The organism is Massilia sp. GER05 (assembly GCF_052056005.1).
GTDB lineage: Bacteria > Pseudomonadota > Gammaproteobacteria > Burkholderiales > Burkholderiaceae_D > Telluria > Telluria orientalis.
Map to the genome: position 1 here is coordinate 4,035,171 of NZ_CP178858.1, position 19,032 is coordinate 4,054,202.

15 protein-coding genes are annotated in these 19,032 nt (G+C 68.5%); 8 read left to right on the forward strand and 7 right to left on the reverse strand.

Features of this window, described 5'->3' with window-relative positions; translation table 11 throughout:
* Positions 1–58 precede the first annotated feature (58 nt).
* A complete protein-coding gene (locus tag ACL58G_RS17995; protein WP_440962666.1) occupies positions 59–802 on the forward strand; it encodes a helix-turn-helix domain-containing protein in 744 nt (247 codons plus the stop codon).
* Here ACL58G_RS17995 and ACL58G_RS18000 read toward each other — a convergent pair.
* Complete coding sequence (locus ACL58G_RS18000) at positions 799–1,731, reverse strand: 4-hydroxyproline epimerase (RefSeq protein WP_440962667.1); 933 nt, start codon at positions 1,729–1,731, stop codon at positions 799–801. The genes ACL58G_RS17995 and ACL58G_RS18000 overlap by 4 nt on opposite strands.
* Before the next feature lie 208 nt (positions 1,732–1,939).
* Between ACL58G_RS18000 and ACL58G_RS18005 the strand changes: the two genes are divergently transcribed.
* Together ACL58G_RS18005 and ACL58G_RS18010 are read left to right on the forward strand one after the other, a co-directional pair.
* The gene (locus tag ACL58G_RS18005) at positions 1,940–3,289 is read left to right on the forward strand and encodes a methyl-accepting chemotaxis protein (protein ID WP_440962668.1); all 1,350 of its coding nucleotides are present in this window, start codon (positions 1,940–1,942) and stop codon (positions 3,287–3,289) included.
* 70 nt (positions 3,290–3,359) lie between these two features.
* Positions 3,360–4,091 carry a suppressor of fused domain protein gene (locus ACL58G_RS18010; protein ID WP_440962669.1) on the forward strand — a complete coding sequence of 244 codons (732 nt, stop codon included), beginning with the start codon at positions 3,360–3,362 and terminating at the stop codon, positions 4,089–4,091.
* Here the strand turns inward: ACL58G_RS18010 and ACL58G_RS18015 are convergent.
* Both ACL58G_RS18015 and ACL58G_RS18020 read right to left on the reverse strand, forming a co-directional pair.
* Complete coding sequence (locus ACL58G_RS18015) at positions 4,086–4,550, reverse strand: YaiI/YqxD family protein (RefSeq protein WP_440962670.1); 465 nt, start codon at positions 4,548–4,550, stop codon at positions 4,086–4,088. The genes ACL58G_RS18010 and ACL58G_RS18015 overlap by 6 nt on opposite strands.
* Positions 4,551–4,552: 2 nt before the next feature.
* Complete coding sequence (locus ACL58G_RS18020; RefSeq protein WP_413385849.1) at positions 4,553–5,242, reverse strand: FadR/GntR family transcriptional regulator; 690 nt, start codon at positions 5,240–5,242, stop codon at positions 4,553–4,555.
* A 231-nt stretch (positions 5,243–5,473) separates the two neighbouring features.
* On the opposite strand from ACL58G_RS18020, the gene ACL58G_RS18025 reads away from it, so the two are divergent.
* From ACL58G_RS18025 to ACL58G_RS18045, 5 genes are all read left to right on the forward strand, one after another.
* Complete coding sequence (locus tag ACL58G_RS18025) at positions 5,474–6,790, forward strand: DUF3422 family protein (protein WP_413345120.1); 1,317 nt, start codon at positions 5,474–5,476, stop codon at positions 6,788–6,790.
* Between the two features lie 3 nt (positions 6,791–6,793).
* A complete protein-coding gene (locus ACL58G_RS18030) occupies positions 6,794–7,675 on the forward strand; it encodes a lysostaphin resistance A-like protein (RefSeq protein WP_440962671.1) in 882 nt (293 codons plus the stop codon).
* A 98-nt stretch (positions 7,676–7,773) separates the two neighbouring features.
* Positions 7,774–9,969, forward strand: coding sequence for a DUF6600 domain-containing protein (locus tag ACL58G_RS18035; protein ID WP_440962672.1), 2,196 nt, complete (start codon positions 7,774–7,776; stop codon positions 9,967–9,969).
* Between the two features lie 107 nt (positions 9,970–10,076).
* The gene (locus ACL58G_RS18040; protein WP_413386004.1) at positions 10,077–10,817 is read left to right on the forward strand and encodes a sulfite exporter TauE/SafE family protein; all 741 of its coding nucleotides are present in this window, start codon (positions 10,077–10,079) and stop codon (positions 10,815–10,817) included.
* A 224-nt stretch (positions 10,818–11,041) separates the two neighbouring features.
* Entirely contained in the window at positions 11,042–11,221 is a 180-nt protein-coding gene (locus tag ACL58G_RS18045; RefSeq protein ID WP_413385852.1) for a hypothetical protein, read from the forward strand.
* A gap of 11 nt (positions 11,222–11,232) precedes the next feature.
* On the opposite strand, the gene ACL58G_RS18050 is transcribed toward ACL58G_RS18045, so the two are convergent.
* The 4 genes from ACL58G_RS18050 to ACL58G_RS18065 form a co-directional block, all read right to left on the reverse strand.
* Positions 11,233–13,497, reverse strand: coding sequence for an ATP-binding protein (locus ACL58G_RS18050; RefSeq protein ID WP_413385853.1), 2,265 nt, complete (start codon positions 13,495–13,497; stop codon positions 11,233–11,235).
* Positions 13,498–13,571: 74 nt separating this feature from the next.
* Positions 13,572–14,987: a sulfatase family protein gene (locus tag ACL58G_RS18055; protein ID WP_440962673.1), complete on the reverse strand. Its 1,416-nt coding sequence runs from the start codon at positions 14,985–14,987 to the stop codon at positions 13,572–13,574.
* Between the two features lie 13 nt (positions 14,988–15,000).
* Positions 15,001–17,382: a TonB-dependent receptor gene (locus ACL58G_RS18060; RefSeq protein ID WP_440962674.1), complete on the reverse strand. Its 2,382-nt coding sequence runs from the start codon at positions 17,380–17,382 to the stop codon at positions 15,001–15,003.
* Positions 17,383–17,475: 93 nt separating this feature from the next.
* A complete protein-coding gene (locus ACL58G_RS18065) occupies positions 17,476–18,903 on the reverse strand; it encodes an arylsulfotransferase family protein (RefSeq protein WP_440962675.1) in 1,428 nt (475 codons plus the stop codon).
* Between the last annotated feature and the right edge of the window lie 129 nt (positions 18,904–19,032).

A 19,032-nucleotide genomic window follows, 5' to 3' on the forward strand; every position in this document is an offset into this window, starting at 1 on the left:
CCGGCCGCCGTTTGCCATGCCGGCGCAAGCCGCCTATATTGGCGTCGGGGAGGACAATATGATCGACGACACTACCATCCGGGCCATCGACACCATCGGCATGCAGGCCGTGGAAGCGATCTTCGACGCGCTCGGCGACGTCGCATTCTTCGTCAAGGACCGGGACGGCCGTTATGTGAGCATCAACCGCACCATGGTGCGGCGCTGCGGAGTTCGGCACAAGAAGGATGTGCTCGGCAAGACGGCGCTGGAACTGTTCCCGCGCGCGCTGGCCGAGACGTATCTCGCGCAGGACCGGCAAGTCATCGCCAGCGGGACGGCAATCGACAAGCAGCTCGAACTGCACATCTACCCCGGCCGCAGCCGCGGGTGGTGCATCACGAAGAAGATACCGCTGTTCGGCAAGGATGGCGGCGTCGTCGGCCTGATCGGCACGTCGCAGGACCTCGGTTTGCTGGACGACCTGCACCCGGCGTACCGGCAGATCGCGCGGATCGCGCAGCACATCAGCGACAACTATCGGGAGAATATCTCGCTGAAGGCGCTGGCGGAGGAAGCGGGGCTGTCGCTGTCGCGCGTGGAACGGCTGTTCCAGAAAGTGTTCCAGCATTCGCCGCGGCAGCTGCTCGTGCAATGCCGGCTGGCGGCCGCGCGCACCCTGATCGAACAGGATCCGGGCGCGAAGATCGCGGAGATCGCGTACGAATGCGGCTACACGGACCACAGCGCGTTCAGCCGCCAGTTCAAGTCGTACGTGGGCATGAGCCCGACCGAGTACGGGCGGCAGATGAAGCAGGACTAGACGGGAATGCCCCATGCGAATGGGTCGCCTTCGTCGAACAGCAGCGTCGACTCGGCGCTGACCCAGGCCGTGCCGCGGATCGTCGGCGCGACGGTATCGCCCGCGCGGCGGTAGCTGCCTTCGAACACGCTGCCGATGATGCTCTCCTGGCGCCACACGGCGCCCTGTTCCAGATCGCAATCCGCGGCCAGGCAAGCCAGTTTCGCGCTGGTGCCCGTGCCGCAGGGCGAGCGGTCGTACGCCTTGCCGGGGCACAGCACGAAGTTGCGGCTGTCGGCGTTGAGAGATGGGGCGAACAGTTCCACGTGGTCGATCGGCGCGCCGCCGTCTCCCGCGATGCCTTGCGCGGCCAGCGCTGCCATGACGGCTTGCGCGAACGCCTTCAGCGCCGGGATGTTGGCCGGGGCGATGTGGAGCGCATGGTGCTTGATGAGGAAGAACCAGTTGCCGCCCCACGCGACGTCGCCGCGCACGGTGCCATGGCCCGCGACATCGACGTGGACGTCCTTGCGCGTCCGGTACGACGGCACGTTGTCGATGCTCACGGAACCGTCCGCGTGCAGCTCGGCCGTCACGACGCCGACGGGCGTATCGATGCGGTGGCGTCCGGCCGTGATGCGGCCGAGGTAGGCCAGCGACACGACGAGGCCGATCGTGCCATGTCCGCACATGCCCAGGTACCCGACGTTATTGAAAAAGATGACGCCCGCCGCGCAGTCGGGCGCATGCGGTTCGCACAGCAGCGCGCCCACGAGGACGTCCGAACCGCGCGGTTCGCACACGGTGCCCGTGCGGATGTGGTCGTGGTCGGCGCGCATCCGCGCGAGCCGTTCGGACAGCGGGCCGTTGCCCAGGTCCGGGCCGCCGTCGACGATGAGCCGGGTCGGTTCGCCGCCGGTGTGCGAGTCGATGATCGAGATTTTTTTCATGCCTGGAAGGCTAAACCCGGTCCGGCGGCGGGTCTTGTTGTTTTTCCGCGTCTTGATGAGGGAAAGCGGCACATCGTTTGGGGCCAGTCATGGCGTTGTGACAATCTGCAAGAATCCAATAAAAATTTCCCAATATCATTGAACGTTGCTGCGTCAATAGACCAGCAAAATCAATGTGTTACGGATAAATAACTAGGAAAGTCACAAAATGCATCCGACCTCATCCGGCGCCAGGGCCGACCACGCCAACAACGCCGACAAACTGTTCCTCGCCGTCCTGTGGGCGCTTGCCGCCACGTCGCTGGCGCTGGGGCTCGTGTACGACTCGCTGCTACTGGCCGTCGCCGCCGGCCTGCCGCTCGCCCTCGTGCCGAGCGCGCTGATCGCGGCCGCGCCGGGCAGCCTCGCCGCGCGGCTGTCCGTCGCGGTCGCGCTGATGCTGTTCTGCGCGCTGAACATCCACCAGGCACACGGCATGACGGAGCTGCATTTCGGAATCTTCGTCCTGCTCGCCTTCCTCGTCTGCTACCAGGACTGGCGCGTCATCATCGCCGCCGCGGGCACGGCCGCCGTCCACCACCTCACGTTCAACTATCTGCAGGAATGGGGCTATCCGACGCTGTGCTTCACGCATCCGGGCATCGGCATCGTGCTGCTGCACGCCGCGTACGTCGTCGTCGAGGCGGCCGTGTTGTCGTACCTGGCCGTCCGCCTGCAGCGCGAGACGACGGCCGTCGCGGCGAGCGCCGGCACCCTGCACGCCACCTTGCGGGCGATGCGCAGCAGCGCGGACCAGGTGGCGCGCGACATGGACCTGATCACGCAGACGTCCAGCGCGGTGGCGGCGGGCAGCGCCGGCCTGTCCGCGCGCGCTGCGGCGCAGGCCGCGCGGCTGGAACAGGCCGCGGCCGCGGTCGACCACCTGACGGCCACCGTCAAGCGCAACGTCGACCACGCGGCGCTGGCCGACGAGCTGGTGGCGTCGGCCTCCGCGCTGGCCGTGAAGGGCGGCGACGTCGTCGCGGACGTCGTGCAGACGATGGAAGCTATCCGCTCCAGTTCGCGCGAAGTGCAGGACATCGTCAACGTCATCGACGGCATCGCCTTCCAGACCAACATCCTCGCGCTGAACGCGGCCGTCGAGGCGGCGCGCGCGGGCGAGCAGGGGCGCGGTTTCGCCGTCGTGGCGGGCGAAGTGCGGAGCCTCGCCCAGCGCAGCGCGCAGGCGGCCAAGGAAGTCCGCCAACTGATCGGCGACTCCGTCGTGCGCGTGGACGCGGGCGGCCGGCTGGTGGACGAAGCGGGGCAGGCGATGCACCAGATCGTCGGCTCGGTACAGCGCGTGGCCGGCATCATGACCGCGATCTCGGGCGCGAGCCAGGAACAGCGCGACGGCATCGAGCAGGTGCGCGATTCGATCCGCGAAATCGAGCTGACGACGCGGCAGACGGCCGAGCTGGTCGGGCAGAGCGCGGATGCGGCCGAGACGATGTGCGCGCACGCGTCGTCGGTGGCGCGGGCGGTGGACACGCTGCGGCAACCGGAAGCGGCCGCGTAAGTGGAAATGCGCGCATTTTCGCGGCGTCAGCGCTGCTAGACTCGTCGGGTCAGCATTCGAGGGGGCCGCGATGAGCGCATACCGAGCCAGCAACGTCGTGTCCTTGCACGGCGATCCGATCTACCACCACACGGAAAGCACGCCGTGGACGCCGCCGCAGGGCGAGATTTGCCTGCAGCAGATTTCGGACCACATCGACCGCCACCTCGGGCCCGTCGATTGCGTGTTCCATGAACTGGTGTCCGACACGGTGCACATCGACGTCCATATCGTGAAGCCGACGGAGGCCTACCCGTTCATCCGGCTGGTCACGTCCGGCATGAGCGACCTGCCGATGGCGACGCCGCCGGACGCCGACGTCCCGCGCCACGCCGAGCTGATGATCACGCTCCCGCCGGACTGGAAGCTGGACAAGGAATCGTTCGAGGACGAGCGCTGGTACTGGCCCGTCCGGCTGCTCAAGACGCTGGCCCGGCTGCCGCACAAGTACGACACGTGGCTGGGCTGGGGCCACACGGTGCCGAACGGCGACCCGGCGGAGCCGTACGCGGCGGACGTCCGGTTCGACGGCTGCATCCTGCTGCCGTCGATCAGCGTGCCGGACGGCTTCCACCGGCTGCGTATCGACGCCGCCAAGGAGATCGCGTTCTTCGCGGTCATCCCGCTCTACAAGGAGGAACTGGCGCTGAAGCTGCGTGCCGGCGCCGAGAAACTGCTGGAGCGCTTCGACAAGAAGCACATCGACGACATGATCGATGCGCGCCGGCCGAACGCGGGCAAGAAGCTGTTCGGCTTTCTATGAGGCGGGGCCGGGCCGCGCGCGCTTCGCCAGTTCGCGGTCGAGCGCATTCGCGAACCGCTGCCGGTCCGCCTGGCTGAACGCGGCTGGTCCGCCCGTGTCGACGCCGCTGCTGCGCAATTCGTCCATGAACGCGCGCATCGTGAGCTGCTGCGCGATGGTGTCCTTCGTGTACCACTCGCCGCGCGGATTCAATGGCAGGCCGCCCTTGTCCAGCACGAGGGCGGCGAGGGGAATGTCGCCCGTAACCACGATATCGCCGGGCTGCACGCGCGCCACGATTTCGGCGTCGGCCGCGTCCGCGCCGGCAGGCACCTGCAGCGCGCGGATGAAGCGCGAGCCGGGCACGCGGATCAACTGGTTGGCCACGAGCGTGACGTTCAGCTGTACGCGGTCGGCCACGCGGAACAGGATGTCCTTGATGACGGCCGGGCAGGCATCGGCGTCGACCCAGATCTCCATGCTCAGCCGCGCGAGAAGGTGCGCGTCACGCGGTCGAGGTGCGCGCGCATGGCCGAGCGGGCGCCGGCCACGTCGTGCGAGGCGATGGCGGCCAGGATCGCGCGGTGGTCGAGGAGCGTCAGCTGGCGCAGTTCCTCGGTCTGGAAGTGCTCCGTCAGCTTGTGCCAGAGGCTGCCGCGCTGGGCCCACAGGTATTCGATCACGCCGACGAGGGCGCTGTTGCCGGCCGCGCGCGCGATCGCGAGGTGGAAATTGCGGTCGGCCGATTCGTTCTCGCCCAGGTTGTCCTGGTTCTGCTCCATCTGCTCGACGGCGACGAGGATCGCATCGACGGCCGCCGGCGTCGCATTCTTCGCGGCCAGCGCCGCGACCTCGACCTCGATCATGCGGCGCGCGGCGAGCACCTCGAACGGACCGGGACCGGCCGCCGGGCGCGCGGTCGGCAACGCCGCCTGTTCGCTGACGTACACGCCGGAGCCGCCGCGCACTTCGACGACGCCGCCCAGTTCCAGCGCGATCAGCGCTTCGCGCAGCGAGGTGCGCGAGACGCCCAGCTTCGTGGCCAGGTCGCGCTCGGCGGGCAGGCGCTCGCCCGGCTTGACGTTCTCTTCCCGGATCAGCGCTTCGATCCGGCTCGACACCACGCGATACAGTCGCGGCTCGGTCGCAATCGCATCGGGTGGCGCGGGCATTTTTCTCATTGTGTCAGTCCAGGAAAAAGTGGAGGCGATTGCCAAGATCGCATCTTAGTTTGGTCGGGATAATGTTGCAAGTGGTCGGACCAAAACGGTCATTTGGGCTGACTGCGTTGGTGGTTTTGCCGCGTGCTGAACTTTATTCGGTCAAGGTTGGGGTCGGCGCCGTTCCAGCGCTGTGCATACGCATGTACAATGGGAAATATTGCCGAGCCGACGAATCGAACCATGACGACCGCATATCCAAGCCTGAGCCACGCCCAGCGCATTCCGCTGGCCGCCGAAATCCATTCGCGTCCCTTCCTCCGGCTGGAAGCGCCCGAAGCCATCACCCACCTCGCCGTGTACCGCGCCAACGAGGCCGGATCGCGCAGCGAGCACGGTCCCAACCAGCATGCACTGCTCGCCGCGCTGTGCGGGCATTTCGGCGTCGCGGCGCCGAACGTGACGGCCAATCACTTCTATCACGACTTCGGCCGTTTCCGCCTCAAGTGGGAACGCCACACGGAGTTCGCCACGTACACGTTTACGGAAAAGATCGCGCCCGGGCTGCCGCTCGCCGAGGCGTTCGCGCGCATGCCGCTCGCGCACCTGCCGCAGGCGTGGATCCTCGGCCTGCACGGCCGCCTGATGTCCGCCGCGCACGTGCTGCTGGAGCGCGGCGCCGCCGATCCGGCCACGCTGCAGGACGGCTTCGCCAGCAACAACCTGGTCGGCTCGCGCGTCATGCAGGGCGGCGAGGTGTGGACGGATTTCGCGATCCAGTCCGACGGCTTCTCGCGCTTCGTGCTGCGCGACGTGGAGATGCGCGCGCAGCAGGCCGGCCGCCTCGCGCAGCGCGTGCTGGAGATCGACACCTACCGCATGATGGCGCTCCTCGGCCTGCCGGCCGCGCGCACCGTGTCCAACGCGCTGGACGATATCGAGGCCGAACTGGCCACGCTGGCCGAGCGCATGGTCGCGGGCGAGGCGGTCGCCGGCGACCAGGACCTGCTGGCACAGATCACGAAGCTCGCGGCGCGCCTGGAAAAGCTTTCGCTCGACAACGGTTACCGCTTCTCGGCATCGAAAGCGTACTACCGCCTCGTGAAGGCGCGCATCGAGGAATTGCGCGAGGCCCGCATCGAAGGCGTGCCGACCGTGGAGGAATTCATGGACCGCCGCCTGACGCCGGCGATGAACACGTGCGAATCGACGGCCGCGCGCCAGGAAGCGCTGGCGCGCCGCATCGCCAACGTCAACGACCTGCTGCGCACCCGCGTCTCCATCGTCCAGGAAAACCAGAACCGGCAAATCCTGCAATCGATGGACCGCCGCGCCGCCCAGCAACTGCGCCTGCAGCAGGCCGTCGAGGGCTTGTCGGTCGCGGCGATCTCGTACTACGTCGTGGGCCTGCTCGGCTATGCGGGCAAGGGCCTCAAGAGTCTCGGCATGCCGGTCAATCCGGACCTGCTCACGGGCGCGCTGGTGCCCGTCGTGGCGGGCCTCGTATGGCTCAGCCTGCGCCGCATGCACAAGCAGATGCACAAACGTTCGCACGGCTGATCCATGGCGGGCGCTCCCGGTCTCATGGCGGCGTGCGCTGCGCTGGCGTTGGCCGTACTGGCGTTGTGGGTGCCGGCGCCCGCAGTGCGGGGGAATCGCGACTGGGCGTGGTGCGCGGGCGTGCTGCTGGCGTGCGCGGTCGCGAAGGCCGCCGGGGTGCTCGACGCGATCGGCCTCGCCGTCACCTTGTTCTACCTCGCGCTGGCGTTCGGCGCGCGCGCGGCCGGCCGGGCTTCGGTCCGCATCCCGCTGCTCGTGCTGACGGGCGTGTGCGCTCTGCTGCTGGCGCTGCACCGGCTGCCGGGCTTTCACAATCCGCTGCTGGTCGACCATGCGCAGGTGTCGGCCGGCGCGCCGCCGTTCACGCTGTACGCGAACTTCGACAAGGCCATCGCCGGCATCGTGCTGATGGGCGTGTTCTGCGCGCCGATCCGCGCGCGTGCCGACTGGCTGCCGATGCTGCGCCGTACGCTGCCCGTGCTGGCGGCGACGCTCGTCGTCGTCCTCGGTGCGGGCCTGCTGCTCGGCGTGGTGCGGCCGGACGTCAAATGGCTGCCGTGGACCTCCTGGTTCCTCGTCAATAACCTCTTGATCACCTGCGTGACGGAGGAGGCCTTCTTCCGCGGCTACCTGCTCGGCGGCCTGGCGCGCGGCATGGAGGGAAGGCGTTACGGCGTGGCCGTCGCGGTGGTCGTATCGACTTTGCTGTTCGGGCTAGCGCACGCCGCCGGCGGCCCGCTGCTCGTGCTGTTCGCGACGCTGGCGGGCTTCGGCTATGCCGCCGCGTACCTGCGTTCCGGGCGCATCGAAGGCGCGATCCTCACGCACTTCGCGCTGAACGCCGTCCACTTCATCGCGTTCACGTATCCGGCCCTCGTGCGCTGAGCTGCATTGCAACTTCTGTAACACGGTGTGACAGCGTACCGTGCGCGCGCGGCGCCGGGACTATGATCGGGCATCATTCCCACGTTGTACCGACGATCATGAGCGCTTCGAACTTCCTCCGGCCGGCCATCGCCTTCGGCCTGCTCCTCGGCGCGGCGACGGCCTCCGCGCAAACGCAGGATCCGCCCGCGCGCGTGGGCCGCATCGCCTACCTCGCCGGCCCCGTCAGCTTGTCTCCCGCCGGTGCCACCGACTGGGCGCAGGCGCCGCTCAACCGGCCCCTCGTCGCGGGCGACCGCCTGTGGACGGACGCCGGCGGGCGCGACGAAGCCCAGTTCGGCGCCGCCGTCGCGCGCATGGACGCGGGCACCTTGCTGACCGTGCTCGCGGCCGATGAACGCACGACGCAACTGCAGGTGTCGCAGGGCCGCATCGACCTGCATGTGCGCCGCCTGGCGCCGGGCGAGACCGCCGAGGTGGATACGCCGAATCTCGCCTTCGTCGCGCGCGAGGCCGGCGACTACCGGCTCGCCGTCGCGCCGGACGGCAGCACGACGGACGTGACGGTGCTGAACGGCGCCGGCGACGTGTACGGCGACGGCACGTCGCTGTCGCTCGCGCCGGGGCAGGGCTATCGCTTCGGCGGCCAGGACCTGGACAACTACGTGCTGCTCCCGGCCGCGCCGCCGGATGAATTCGACCGCTGGGCGCTGGCGCGCGACCAGCGCTACGAGCGCGCCATCGCACGCCGCTACGTGCCGCAGGGCGTCGTCGGCTTCGAAGACCTCGACGACTACGGCAGCTGGCGCACCATGCCCGACTACGGCACCGTGTGGGTACCGGACCGCGCGCCCCGCAACTGGGCGCCGTATCACGCGGGACACTGGGCGTGGATCGATCCGTGGGGCTGGACGTGGATCGATGACCAGCCTTACGGTTACGCCGTGTCGCACTACGGCCGCTGGATTCGCACGCCCGACACGTGGGCCTGGGTGCCGGCGCCCGCGCGCGCGCAACCCGTGTACGCTCCTGCGCTGGTGGCGTTCGTCGGGACCGTGCTGGCGTTCGGCGGCCGCTCCGATCCCGGCGTCGGCTGGTTCCCGCTCGCGCCGCACGAGCCATACCGGCCGCCGTACCACGCGAGCCCGACGTACATCACGAACGTCAACGTGACCAATACCGTGATCCGGCAGACGACCATCGTCGACAACATCACGAACATCAACTACCGCAACCGCGGCGTGCCCGGCGCGATCGTGGCGATGCCCGCGCGGCAGTTCGCGCAGGCCGCGCCGACGGCGCGCGCCGGCCTGCTGCTGCCGCCCGGCGTGGCCCGTGCCGCGCCGGTGCTGGCGGCGCCGCAGGCGCGGCCTCTGCCGCAAAGCCGGATCGGCACGGCCCCCGGTCGCCTGCCGCCGGGATCCGTGCTGCAGCGCGTCGCGGTGACGCGGGCGTTGCCGGCGCACGGCTTCGGGCACGGGCCTGGCCCGGCGGCGCGTCCGGATGCGCGCGTGGCCGGGCACGGGCCGGTGCCGCTGCGCGTGCTGCGTCCCGCGCTCGGCAAGCCGGTGACGCCGCAGCCGGCGCGTGGTCCCGTGCCTGGCGCCGCGCCGGCCGGGCACCTGATGGCGCAGGGTGGACGGCCGGCTGGCCATGGGCCGCAAACGGCCGCCGTGCCGCTGCCCGGGCCGGCCGGCCGACCCGTCCACGAAGCACCGCCGCTCGCCGTGCGCCCGCCAGTCGCGCCGCCGGATGTGCACGGCCCGCGGAACACCGCGCAACTGGCCGCGCGTGGCGGTAGCGGCGCAGGCGCGACGGCGGCGGAGGCGGGCCGTCCGCAGCCGCCGCACGCGGGCCGGGGCGGGCTCGCGGACGAGCCGCGCGTTGCCGCACATGGCGTGACGGCGCAACCGCAGGCGCCGCGCCCGATGCATGGCGGCGAACCGCAGCAGGCAATCCGGCATGCTCCGCCGGCGCACGGTCCGGCACCGCAACCGGTAGTGCACGACGCGCCGCGCGCGCCCGTGCCGCAGCGGGTGGCGCTGCAGGCGCCGCATCCCCAGCCGGCCGCGCGCCCGCAGCCGCCTGCGCAGCATGCGCAGCCCGCACCGCATCCGCATCCGCAGCCTGCATCCCATCCGCAGCCGGCACCGCGACCGCAGCCGCCAGCGCCGCCCGCACCGAAGCCCTCGCCGCACCAGCAACCGGCGCCGCAGCCGCACGCGGCCCCCGCCCACGGCCCGGACAAGGGCGGCGACCACGGTCACAAGAACGGCGAGAAGGGCGGCCACTGACGTCGGCAAGGGGCGCGGTGTAAGATGGGCTTCCGTCCAGCTCACCGCCGCGCCATGCCGACACCACACCGCCCAGCCAACGACCATCGATACGGAGCCGCACCATGATGCTGCTGCTCGTCTTCCTGGCCGGGCTGTGGGCCGGCGTGCAGAACGCGTTGGCGGGCGGCGGCTCGTTCGTCACCTTGCCGGCGCTGATCGTGTCCGGCATGTCGCCGCTCGCCGCGAACATCACGTCCACCGTCGCGCTGTTCCCCGCGCAGATCACGTCCGGATACGCCGGCCGCAAGCTGGTCAGCGGCGCGGGCGGCCTGCCGTTCTGGGCGCTGTTCGTGTTGAGCATCGCCGGCGGCGCGGCGGGTGGATTGCTGTTGCTGCACACGTCGCCGGCCGTGTTCGCGCGGCTCGTGCCGTGGCTCGTGCTGTTCGCGACGGCCCTGTTCACGTGGGGGAGCTTCTTCCGCAAGCCCGGCGCGGCGGGCGCCGTGCACCTCGGACCCGCGGCGACGGCGGTCGCGCAATTCCTGATCGCCGTCTACGGCGGCTATTTCGGCGGCGGCATCGGCATCCTGATGCTGGCCGCGCTGACGATGGCGGGCCTCGCCGCGCGCAATGCCGGCGCCACGAAAAACGTGCTCGCCGGCGTGATGAATGCGTCGGCCGTCGTCCTGTTCCTGACGTCGGCCGACCTGCACTGGCTGCAGTGCGGCGTGCTGGCGGCGGGGGCCGTCATCGGCGGCTTGCTGGGCGCATGGGCGCTGCACCGCGTGAACGAGAAGGCGTTGCGCGTCGCCATCGTGTGCATCGGCATCGCGCTCACCGTCGGCCTGTTCCTGAAACCCATTTGACAGGCACGTCGAAAAACCCGCTGCGCGTTGCACTGTCGTCCTGCGATGCTCGCTGTACTACTCGTACAGCTGCGCTTCTCGGACAACATTGCTGCCGCTCGCGACGGTTTTTCGAGGTGCCTTGAGCACGCCTTCGGCGTGCGCTGGACACGGCCACCTGCTTGGTCTACAGTGGAATCATGCGGTATCGCCATGAATGATTCCGCCAGGAAGGTAGGTGCGCCATGCTGGATTTACTCTATGGGCTCGAACCGGATCTTGCGTTGCACGCGATCGTGCTGGCATTCGGTTGCGCGACGTTTTTCCTGATCCTGTTGTGGCGGCGTTGCCCCAACTGTACCTGGCAGGAGTGGTCCAGCGAGTTGCTGGGCCGCGACGACAGGGACGATGCCGATCACGAGTGATCGGACCGGCGTCACACCGGCGGCACCGTGTCTTCGGTCCGGTAGCGCGCCACGAAGGCCGCCAGGTTCTTCGAATGGTAGCCCTGCGCCAGCACGTGCAGTCGCGCCGCGAACGGGGCATAGGCCGGATCGAGCGCCTGCAGGTGGTCGGCCCGCTCCCGGACTTCGCGCATGCTGCCGATGCGCACCAGTTGCCACAGGATGTCGATTTCCTCGGCCGGCGGGACGACGAATCCGGCCTGTGCGTCCGGTTCGGGCCCTCGTTGCTCGCTGATCCAGTGCAGCGATAGCAGTGTGCCGATGGTGTCGAGCAGGATCTCGAGGTTCACCGGTTTGCCGAGGAACGCATTGGCGCCGGCCTCGCGGGATTTCCGTTCGTCGTCCGGACTGACGCTGGCCGTCACGGCGACGATCGGTATCTCGCCCCATCCCGGCATCCGACGGATTCGCCGCGTTGTCTCGTTGCCGTCGATGACGGGCATCATGACGTCCATCACGATCAGGTCGGGCTTGAAGCTGTCGAGCAGCACCAGGCACTCCAGTCCGTTCGACGCCGCGGCCACGACGAACCCGGTCTCCTGCAGCAGGTCCACCAGCATCGCGCGGTTCTGCGGCACGTCGTCGACGATCAGCAAGCGCTTGCGCTCGCCCTGGTAACCGACGATGTGGTCCAGCGACGGCACGACGGCCGGGGTGCCGGCCGCGGCCGGTACGGCGAGTTCGAACGAGAACGTGCTGCCCTTGGCGGGCTCGCTGGCCACCTGGATGGTGCCGCCCATCAGGCGCACCAGTTGCTGGCTGATGGCCAGGCCCAGGCCCGTGCCGGCCGCGTGCCGCTGCGCGTCGCCCACTTGTTCGAAGGGCTGGAACAGACGTGCGAGCTGCTGCGCGCTCATGCCGATGCCGCTGTCGGCGACTTCGAAGTGCAGCCGCACGCAGGCATCGTCCCTGGGGACGGAAGGCGCGCGCAGCACCCGCAGCGCGACTGAACCGCGATCGGTGAACTTCACCGCGTTGCCCAGCAGGTTGAGCAGCACCTGGCGCAAGCGTGTCTCGTCGATCGTCACGGCTTCCGGCAGGTCGGCCGCCGGTTCGTAGTGGAACGACAGGCCTTTTTCCTCCGCCTTGACCCGCATGATGTCGACGACCACCTGCAGGAACGCGCCGAGATGCATGGCGGCCGGATGCAGGACCATTTTGCCCGCCTCGACCCGTGCCAGGTCCAGTATGTCGTTGATCAGGGTGAGCAGGTGCTGGCCGCTCTCGTGGATGGTGGCGAGGCCCGCGGCCTGTCGTTCGTTCAGCGGGAGCCGTTCGCGCTTGAGCAATTGCGCGTAGCCGATGATGGCGTTGAGCGGCGTGCGCAGTTCGTGACTCATCTGCGCGAGAAAGTTACTGCGCTGGCGCGCGAGGCCGACCGCCTCGGCCAGCGCCGCCTCGCGGGCCGCCTCCGCCGCCTTGCGTTCGCGGTCGACGGCAGCCAGTTGTTCCAGGCGCAGCCGGGTCACGGAGAGACTGGAGCGGAAGTGCAGCAGGCCGAGCGACAAGCCGAGAATGCCGCACGCGATCCAGGCAATGACCAGCCCCGTCAGCAGGGTTGTCTTGGAGATCCATTTGCCGGTGAACCTGATCGACCGTACCTCGACCGTGATCGTCTGATCCTTCGGAACGTTGTCGGTCGCGACTTCCAGCGCCGTGACATGGTCGAGGCGGACATAGCTCTTGGACAGGGGTATCTCGCGCGAGCTGCGCCACCAGTCCGCCGTGCGCAGCGCATTCATCGGGATCGTAAACCTGGGCTGTGTCGGCAACTGGAGCTGCACTTCGTTGAACCGTTGCGAGTTCCATTCGTTGACCGAGGAAATATCGGGCTCGAAGTTCATCAGATGCACCTTGATGAGATGCCGGCCTCGTCCCGAATAGCGCACGTCGAACGACATCGTGTCGTATCGGGACATGTCGATCCCCTTGACGGGGTCGCCCAACTGGAACTGCAGGCTGCAGAACGGATACATGGCGGCCGATCCCAGGTGGCAGCGCATCACGATGGCGTCCGGGGTGATCGACAGCGAGCCGACCGAATTGCCGTTCGCGTCGATGCCGCGGGTCTTGTCCCTGTCGTCGACCACCTTGACGTCATGCGGATGCTGCGGGGAGATCTCGAGGGTGCTGGTCATGCCGTAGTGCTGCCAGACCAGTAACAGCGGCGTCGCCAGCAACAGCAGGATGACCAGGGAATAACTGATCTTGGTCGGGAACGAGAGCGACAGTTTCATGTGCACACCCCCGGCAGCGGGACGAGACGTTTCAGTATACACCGAAGCATTGTGCGCCTGTCATGATTTTCAGATCAGTCCGAACCGTCCGCGTGGTAGTGGTCGGCCTGCACCTTCCCGTTCACGCCGTGCGTGCGCACGTCGGGCGTGATCGGCAGCATGCTCGCGTTCCAGCTCTCCCATTCCCCCTTCAGCTTGTCGAATACGTCCGGATGGCGCTGCGCCAGGTTGGCGCGCTCGCGCTGGTCATTGGCCACGTCGAACAGGAAGTCGTTGCCGTTCAGGCGCAGGTATTTCCAGTTGCCCGAACGGACGGCGCGCTGGGCGTTCGCCTTGTAGCGCCAGAACAGCGTCCGCTCGCCGGGCGCGCGCTGGCCCGTCAGCACGGGCAGCAGGTCCTGGCCGTCGGGCGGGTAGGCCGGATCGGGCGCGCCGCCGGCCACGGCGAGCAGCGTCGGCAGCCAGTCCATGCTGATCGCGACCTGGTCCGTCGTCTTGCCGGCGCCAAGGCGGCGCGGCCAGCGGACGATCGCGGGCACGCGGATGCCGCCTTCCAGCAGTTCCGTCTTCTGGCCGCTGAACGGCCACGTCTTCGAGAAGCGCTCGCCGCCATTGTCGCTCGTGAAGATGACGATCGTGTCGTCGGCGAGGCCCTTGTGCCGTAGCGCGTCGAGCACGCGGCCGATCGCGGTATCGAGCCCCGTCACCATCTTGCCGTACGTGACCAGGTCGCCGCCGTCGTAGTGGAAGATGTTGCCGATGTCGCGCGACACGGCTTCGTCGCCCGGACCTTCCCACGGCCAGTGCGGCGCCGTGAAGTGCAGCGACAGGAAGAACGGCTGCTTCCCATCCTGCTGGCCGATGTATTCCGTGGCGCGGTCAGCGAGCAGGTCGGTGTAATAGCCGACCTTGTGCACGGGGACTTCGCCTTCGTACAGGTCTTCCGGCACCTCGGGGCCGACGCCCGGCTTGTGCGTGAAGTAGTCGATGGCGCCGCCGTAGTTGCCGAAGAAGACGTCGTAGCCGCTCTTGAGGGGACCGAACACGGGCAGGTAGCCCAGGTGCCACTTGCCGAACAGCGCGGTGCGGTAGCCCGCCTTCTTCAGCAGCGACGGCAGCGTGGGGTGCTGCGGCGGCAGGCCGATGGTCTTCGACGCTCCGGCGATCGGCTCTTCCAGCCCGCCGCGCAGGCGGTACTGGTAGCGGCCCGTGATCAGGCCGAAACGCGTGGCGGAGCACACGGCGGAATTGGCGTAGGCCTGCGTGAAGCGCACGCCCTGCGCGGCCAGGCGGTCGAGGTTCGGCGTGGCGAAATCCGTGTTGCCGTAGACGCCCAGGTCGGCGTAACCCAGGTCGTCCGCGAGGATGAACACGATGTTCGGCTTCCGGTCCTTGCGGTCGGCCGCGAACAGTGCCTGCGGGGCGAGGGCGAGGGCGAGGGCGGGGAGGCCCTTGATGACGGCGCGGCGTTTCTGGTCGGTTTTGCTCATGATGGTTCCTTGCCTAGAAATCGAGACGGGCCGTCGCGCCGATCGTGCGCGGCGTGCCGATGACGGCGTTGTACGAGCCGAACGTGCCGTTCCACATGCTCGTGTAATACTGGCGGTCGAACAGGTTGCGGGCCCACAGCTGCACGTCCCACGCGTGCTCGCCGTTCGAGCGCACGCCGGCGGACAGGTTGGCGAGGCCGTACGCCGGGATGCGCGAATACTTCGACGCGTCCAGCGTGCCGTAGGTCGACGAGCGGTACGACACGTTGCCGTTCACATAGGCGCGCCACACGTCATCCAGCGGAAGCTCCCAGCGCGCGCCCACGTTCGCGGTGCGGCGCGGCGCGTTGACGAGGGCGTCGCGGCCGGACAAATCGCACGACACGGCATTCACTTCCGGTGCGCACGGCGCATTCTTGTACGTCAGGTAGCGCGGGTCGTTGAACGACACGTTCGCCTGGATGTGCAGGGTACGGACGGGAATCGCGAGGGCCTCGAACTCGATGCCGCGGGTGCGCACGTCGCCGGCGTTCGTCAGGTACGACGTCCGTGTCGCCGGGTCGTAGGCATTGCTCTGGTAGCCGTGGACGACGGTCGCGAACAGGTTCGCGTTCAGCTGCAGGCGACGGCTCAGCAGCGTGCTTTTCACGCCCAGTTCGGCCGCGTTGGCGCGTTCGGCGCCGACCAGCAGCGACGCCGCGCCGGCCGCGCCGGGCACCTGCAGGTTGATGCCGCCGGACTTCTCCCCGTGCGACAGGCTGGCGTACAACAGGACGTCGTCCCACGCTTTGTAGCCGGCCGAGAGCAGCGCGCTGGGGCTGGACTGGTGCAGCGCCAGCGGACCGGAATCGTAAGCGCCGTAGCGCGCGTTGCGCACGGTGAGGGCAGGGCCGGTGACCGTCGGGCCGACGGGCGCGTACCGGATGACGCGCACGCGCTTGTCCTCGTACGTGCCGCGCAGGCCGGCCGTCAGGTCCCAGCGGTCGGTCGCATGCCACGTGGCCTGGCCGAACAGCGCGTAGCTGTTCACGCGCAGCGTGCCCGGCGAGTTGCTGGTGACGTCGTTCCACGCGCCGGCCGGATTGCCGTTGAAGCGGTCGGCGAGGGGACCGTTGACGGCGAACGCGTTGTTCTCCAGCTCCTGGTAGTAATAGTAGGCACCGGCGACCGTGTCGACCGCGCCCGGGCTGCTTCCCCAGCGCAGCTCCTGCGTGAACTGGCGGTGCTTCGCGGACTGGCCCACGTTCAGGGTCACCGGCACGTCGAGGCCGTCGTCGTTGTGCGGCACGAAGTTCCAGGTGCGCCACGCGCTGATCGAGGTGATGCGGCCGGCGTTGGCGAGGTTCCAGTTGGCTTCCGCCGATACGCCGCCCTGGTGCACGTTCACGTGCGAGCCGTTGTCGAGGGTGACCGCGCGATCTTCCGGATCCGTGACAGGATGCCCGCCGACGAGGGCCGCCTGCGCGAGATACTTGCCCGTCGCGCCGGCGTTATAAAAAATCAGCGTGCCGTTGTTCGAGTCTTCCTCGTTGTAGTCGGCGATGACGCGCAGGCTGAAGTCCTTGCCCGGTTCATACAGGGCCTGTGCGCGCAGGCCCTGGCGCAGGCCACCCTGCACGCGGGTGCCGTTGTAGCGGTTGCGGATATAGCCGTCGTCCTGCGTGCGGTACACGGACAGGCGCGCCGCCAGGGCGTCCGTCACGGGACGGTTCAGCACCAGCTTGCCCTGCACGTAGCCATAGCTGCCGGCCGAGAGTTCCGCCTGCGATTCGACGTCGTGCGTTGGCTTGCGCGACGAGATGTTCACGACGCCTGCCGTCGTGTTCTTGCCGAACAGCGTGCCCTGCGGACCGCGCAGCAGTTCCAGCTGTTCGATGTCGAGCGCGTCGAACGCCGCCATGCCGGGGCGGGCGAGGTAGACGTTGTCGAGGTACAGGCCCACGCTGCCTTCCAGACCGTCGCTGGCGGGGTTGTTGCCGAGCCCACGCACCGCAAAGCTCATCTGGCGGGCGTGGACGTAGTTGATCGTCGTGCTGGGCAGCAGTTGCTGCAGGTCCTGGGCGCGGTAGACGCGGTTCGCTTCCAGCTCGTCGCCGTTCAGAACCGTCATCGGCGTCGGCACGCTCTGCGCGCTTTCGACGCGGCGGCGGGTGGAGACGAGCACCGTCTGGATCGTGTCGGACAGCGGTTGCGTGGCGGCGGGATCGGGGCCCGCATCGGCGGCGGCGACGAGCACCGGCGCGACGGCGGCATTCGGCCCCGGGTTTGGTCCCGATTCCTGCGCCCACACGCATCCGGCGCACATCATCATGGCCGCCGCCGCGATGGTGGTGCGTGAAACGGCCGGCGCCCCGTGGCGCCTGGTCTTGTGCTGAGCTGCGGATGCGTAAAACACGTAGTTCTCCTTGAACGTCATGAAAATCGGGATGAGCGAAGCCGCTGCGGCGCGCGGGGAACGCGGCGCAGGCGTTACAAAAAGTGAAAGGGGTTAGCGCGTGCTGGCGACGGTGTCGAGCGGACGCTCACTGCGCGGCGTACCGGCTGGCACCCAGTCGTACGGCACCGGCTGGGCGCGATAGACCCAGTTCGTGCGCACCGTGCGTCCGCTGCCGCCGACGGCGGAATCGCCGTAGAACGGGCTGACGTACTCCCACACGATCTCGCCCTGCGGCGTGACCTGGAAGATGCGGCCGTTCATGCCTTCGTCGATGAGGGTGTTCCCGTTCGGCAGGCGGCGCGCGCTGCTGATGAAGGCGCTGTAGAAGCTCCACTGCGTCTGCTTCGAGTCCACCGCGGTGTACTCCCACACGATCTCTTGCTTCACCGGGTCGATCTCCAGCACGCGCGAGTGCGGGAAGATGCCGGGGCTGACGATCGGGTAGCCGGCCTCGCCCTGGTTGTCGAACACGAGCAGGTTGCCGGCGCCGGGCAGGCCGGGCGCGATCAGGTGCGGGTCGTGCTGGCCGATCAGCTGGTCGACGGGCCGCGGCAGCTTGCCGCCCGTGGGCGCGAAATCGGGGCCGAGGCGCCACACGACCTTGCCGGTCTTCCTGTCGATGATGGCGACGATGTTCGCCTGGCGCGAACTGATGATCACGTTGTCCGGCGCGAAGCGCGCGTCGCCGCCGTCGAACCATTTGTTCGGGCCCAGCGCGCGAGCGCTGTTCGTGTGCAGGTAGTCGACCGCTTTGGCGCCTTCGCGCGGCGCGGCGTTGCGCACCTGGTCGAGCGCGGCTTTCGAAAAGCCGAATTCGTCGAGGTGGTCGGACGCCGTCCAGCGCCACACGATCTTCCCTTGCGGGTCGACTTCGTACAGCACGTCGTCCAGCACCTGCGGCGCCTTGAAACCCTTCACGTCATGCACGAGGTTCGCCAGCACGAGCGTGTTGCCGTTGGCGAGACGCTCCCAGTCGTGGTGCTGCTTCGCCGCGCCGCCCGGCGCAGCGTTTGTCGTCGTGTCGGCGCCGCCGTATGCCGCCTGCGCGGCCGCACCCCAGCGCCAGACGACCTTGCCGTCCCAATCCAGCTCGCCGATCGCGGCATTGCCGAGGCCATTGCCCGCGGTCTGCACGCCCGGCAGCTGCGCCAGTTGCAGCAACACGCGGCCGCGCGCGCCGCCGGCTTTGGACGGTTCCACCAGCACGGGCGGAAAGCCTTCCTGCGCCCACTGGTGGACCTCGTTGCCGTTCATGTCGATCAAATGCGTCTTCTTGTCCTGGCCCGAGAACAGCACGTAGCCGTTCCACGCCTTCTGCGGTTCGTAGCGGGTGACGCCCGTCGGGAACACGCTGGGCGCGGCGAAGGCGGCCGCCACCGGCAGCATGCAGAGGGCCAGCAGGGCGCACGTTTGCAGGCGGCGTGCCTGTTGCTGTCGTCGTTGGAGGCGGGCCAGGCGGCGCTTGGTGTTGGCGGTCATGACGTCCCTTTCGTTATGGATGAGTCGAAACATCTTACGAAGGGAAGTCCCGATGCAGAACGAATATGTTGACATATCCATATCCCGGCGAGCGTTCTAACGATATGCGGTTTTTGTAGCAGTCCGCTG

Excerpts from the sequence above, each read along its gene's own strand:
- ACL58G_RS18050 (WP_413385853.1), bottom strand. The coding sequence starts at position 13,497 with ATGAAACTGTCGCTCTCGTTCCCGACCAAGATCAGTTATTCCCTGGTC.
- ACL58G_RS18065 (WP_440962675.1), bottom strand. The coding sequence starts at position 18,903 with ATGACCGCCAACACCAAGCGCCGCCTGGCCCGCCTCCAACGACGACAG.
- ACL58G_RS18025 (WP_413345120.1), top strand. The coding sequence starts at position 5,474 with ATGACGACCGCATATCCAAGCCTGAGCCACGCCCAGCGCATTCCGCTG.
- ACL58G_RS18015 (WP_440962670.1), bottom strand. The coding sequence starts at position 4,550 with ATGGAGATCTGGGTCGACGCCGATGCCTGCCCGGCCGTCATCAAGGAC.
- ACL58G_RS18045 (WP_413385852.1), top strand. The coding sequence starts at position 11,042 with ATGCTGGATTTACTCTATGGGCTCGAACCGGATCTTGCGTTGCACGCG.
- ACL58G_RS18040 (WP_413386004.1), top strand. The coding sequence starts at position 10,077 with ATGCTGCTGCTCGTCTTCCTGGCCGGGCTGTGGGCCGGCGTGCAGAAC.
- ACL58G_RS17995 (WP_440962666.1), top strand. The coding sequence starts at position 59 with ATGATCGACGACACTACCATCCGGGCCATCGACACCATCGGCATGCAG.
- ACL58G_RS18020 (WP_413385849.1), bottom strand. The coding sequence starts at position 5,242 with ATGCCCGCGCCACCCGATGCGATTGCGACCGAGCCGCGACTGTATCGC.
- ACL58G_RS18055 (WP_440962673.1), bottom strand. The coding sequence starts at position 14,987 with ATGAGCAAAACCGACCAGAAACGCCGCGCCGTCATCAAGGGCCTCCCC.
- ACL58G_RS18005 (WP_440962668.1), top strand. The coding sequence starts at position 1,940 with ATGCATCCGACCTCATCCGGCGCCAGGGCCGACCACGCCAACAACGCC.
- ACL58G_RS18035 (WP_440962672.1), top strand. The coding sequence starts at position 7,774 with ATGAGCGCTTCGAACTTCCTCCGGCCGGCCATCGCCTTCGGCCTGCTC.
- ACL58G_RS18010 (WP_440962669.1), top strand. The coding sequence starts at position 3,360 with ATGAGCGCATACCGAGCCAGCAACGTCGTGTCCTTGCACGGCGATCCG.
- ACL58G_RS18030 (WP_440962671.1), top strand. The coding sequence starts at position 6,794 with ATGGCGGGCGCTCCCGGTCTCATGGCGGCGTGCGCTGCGCTGGCGTTG.
- ACL58G_RS18000 (WP_440962667.1), bottom strand. The coding sequence starts at position 1,731 with ATGAAAAAAATCTCGATCATCGACTCGCACACCGGCGGCGAACCGACC.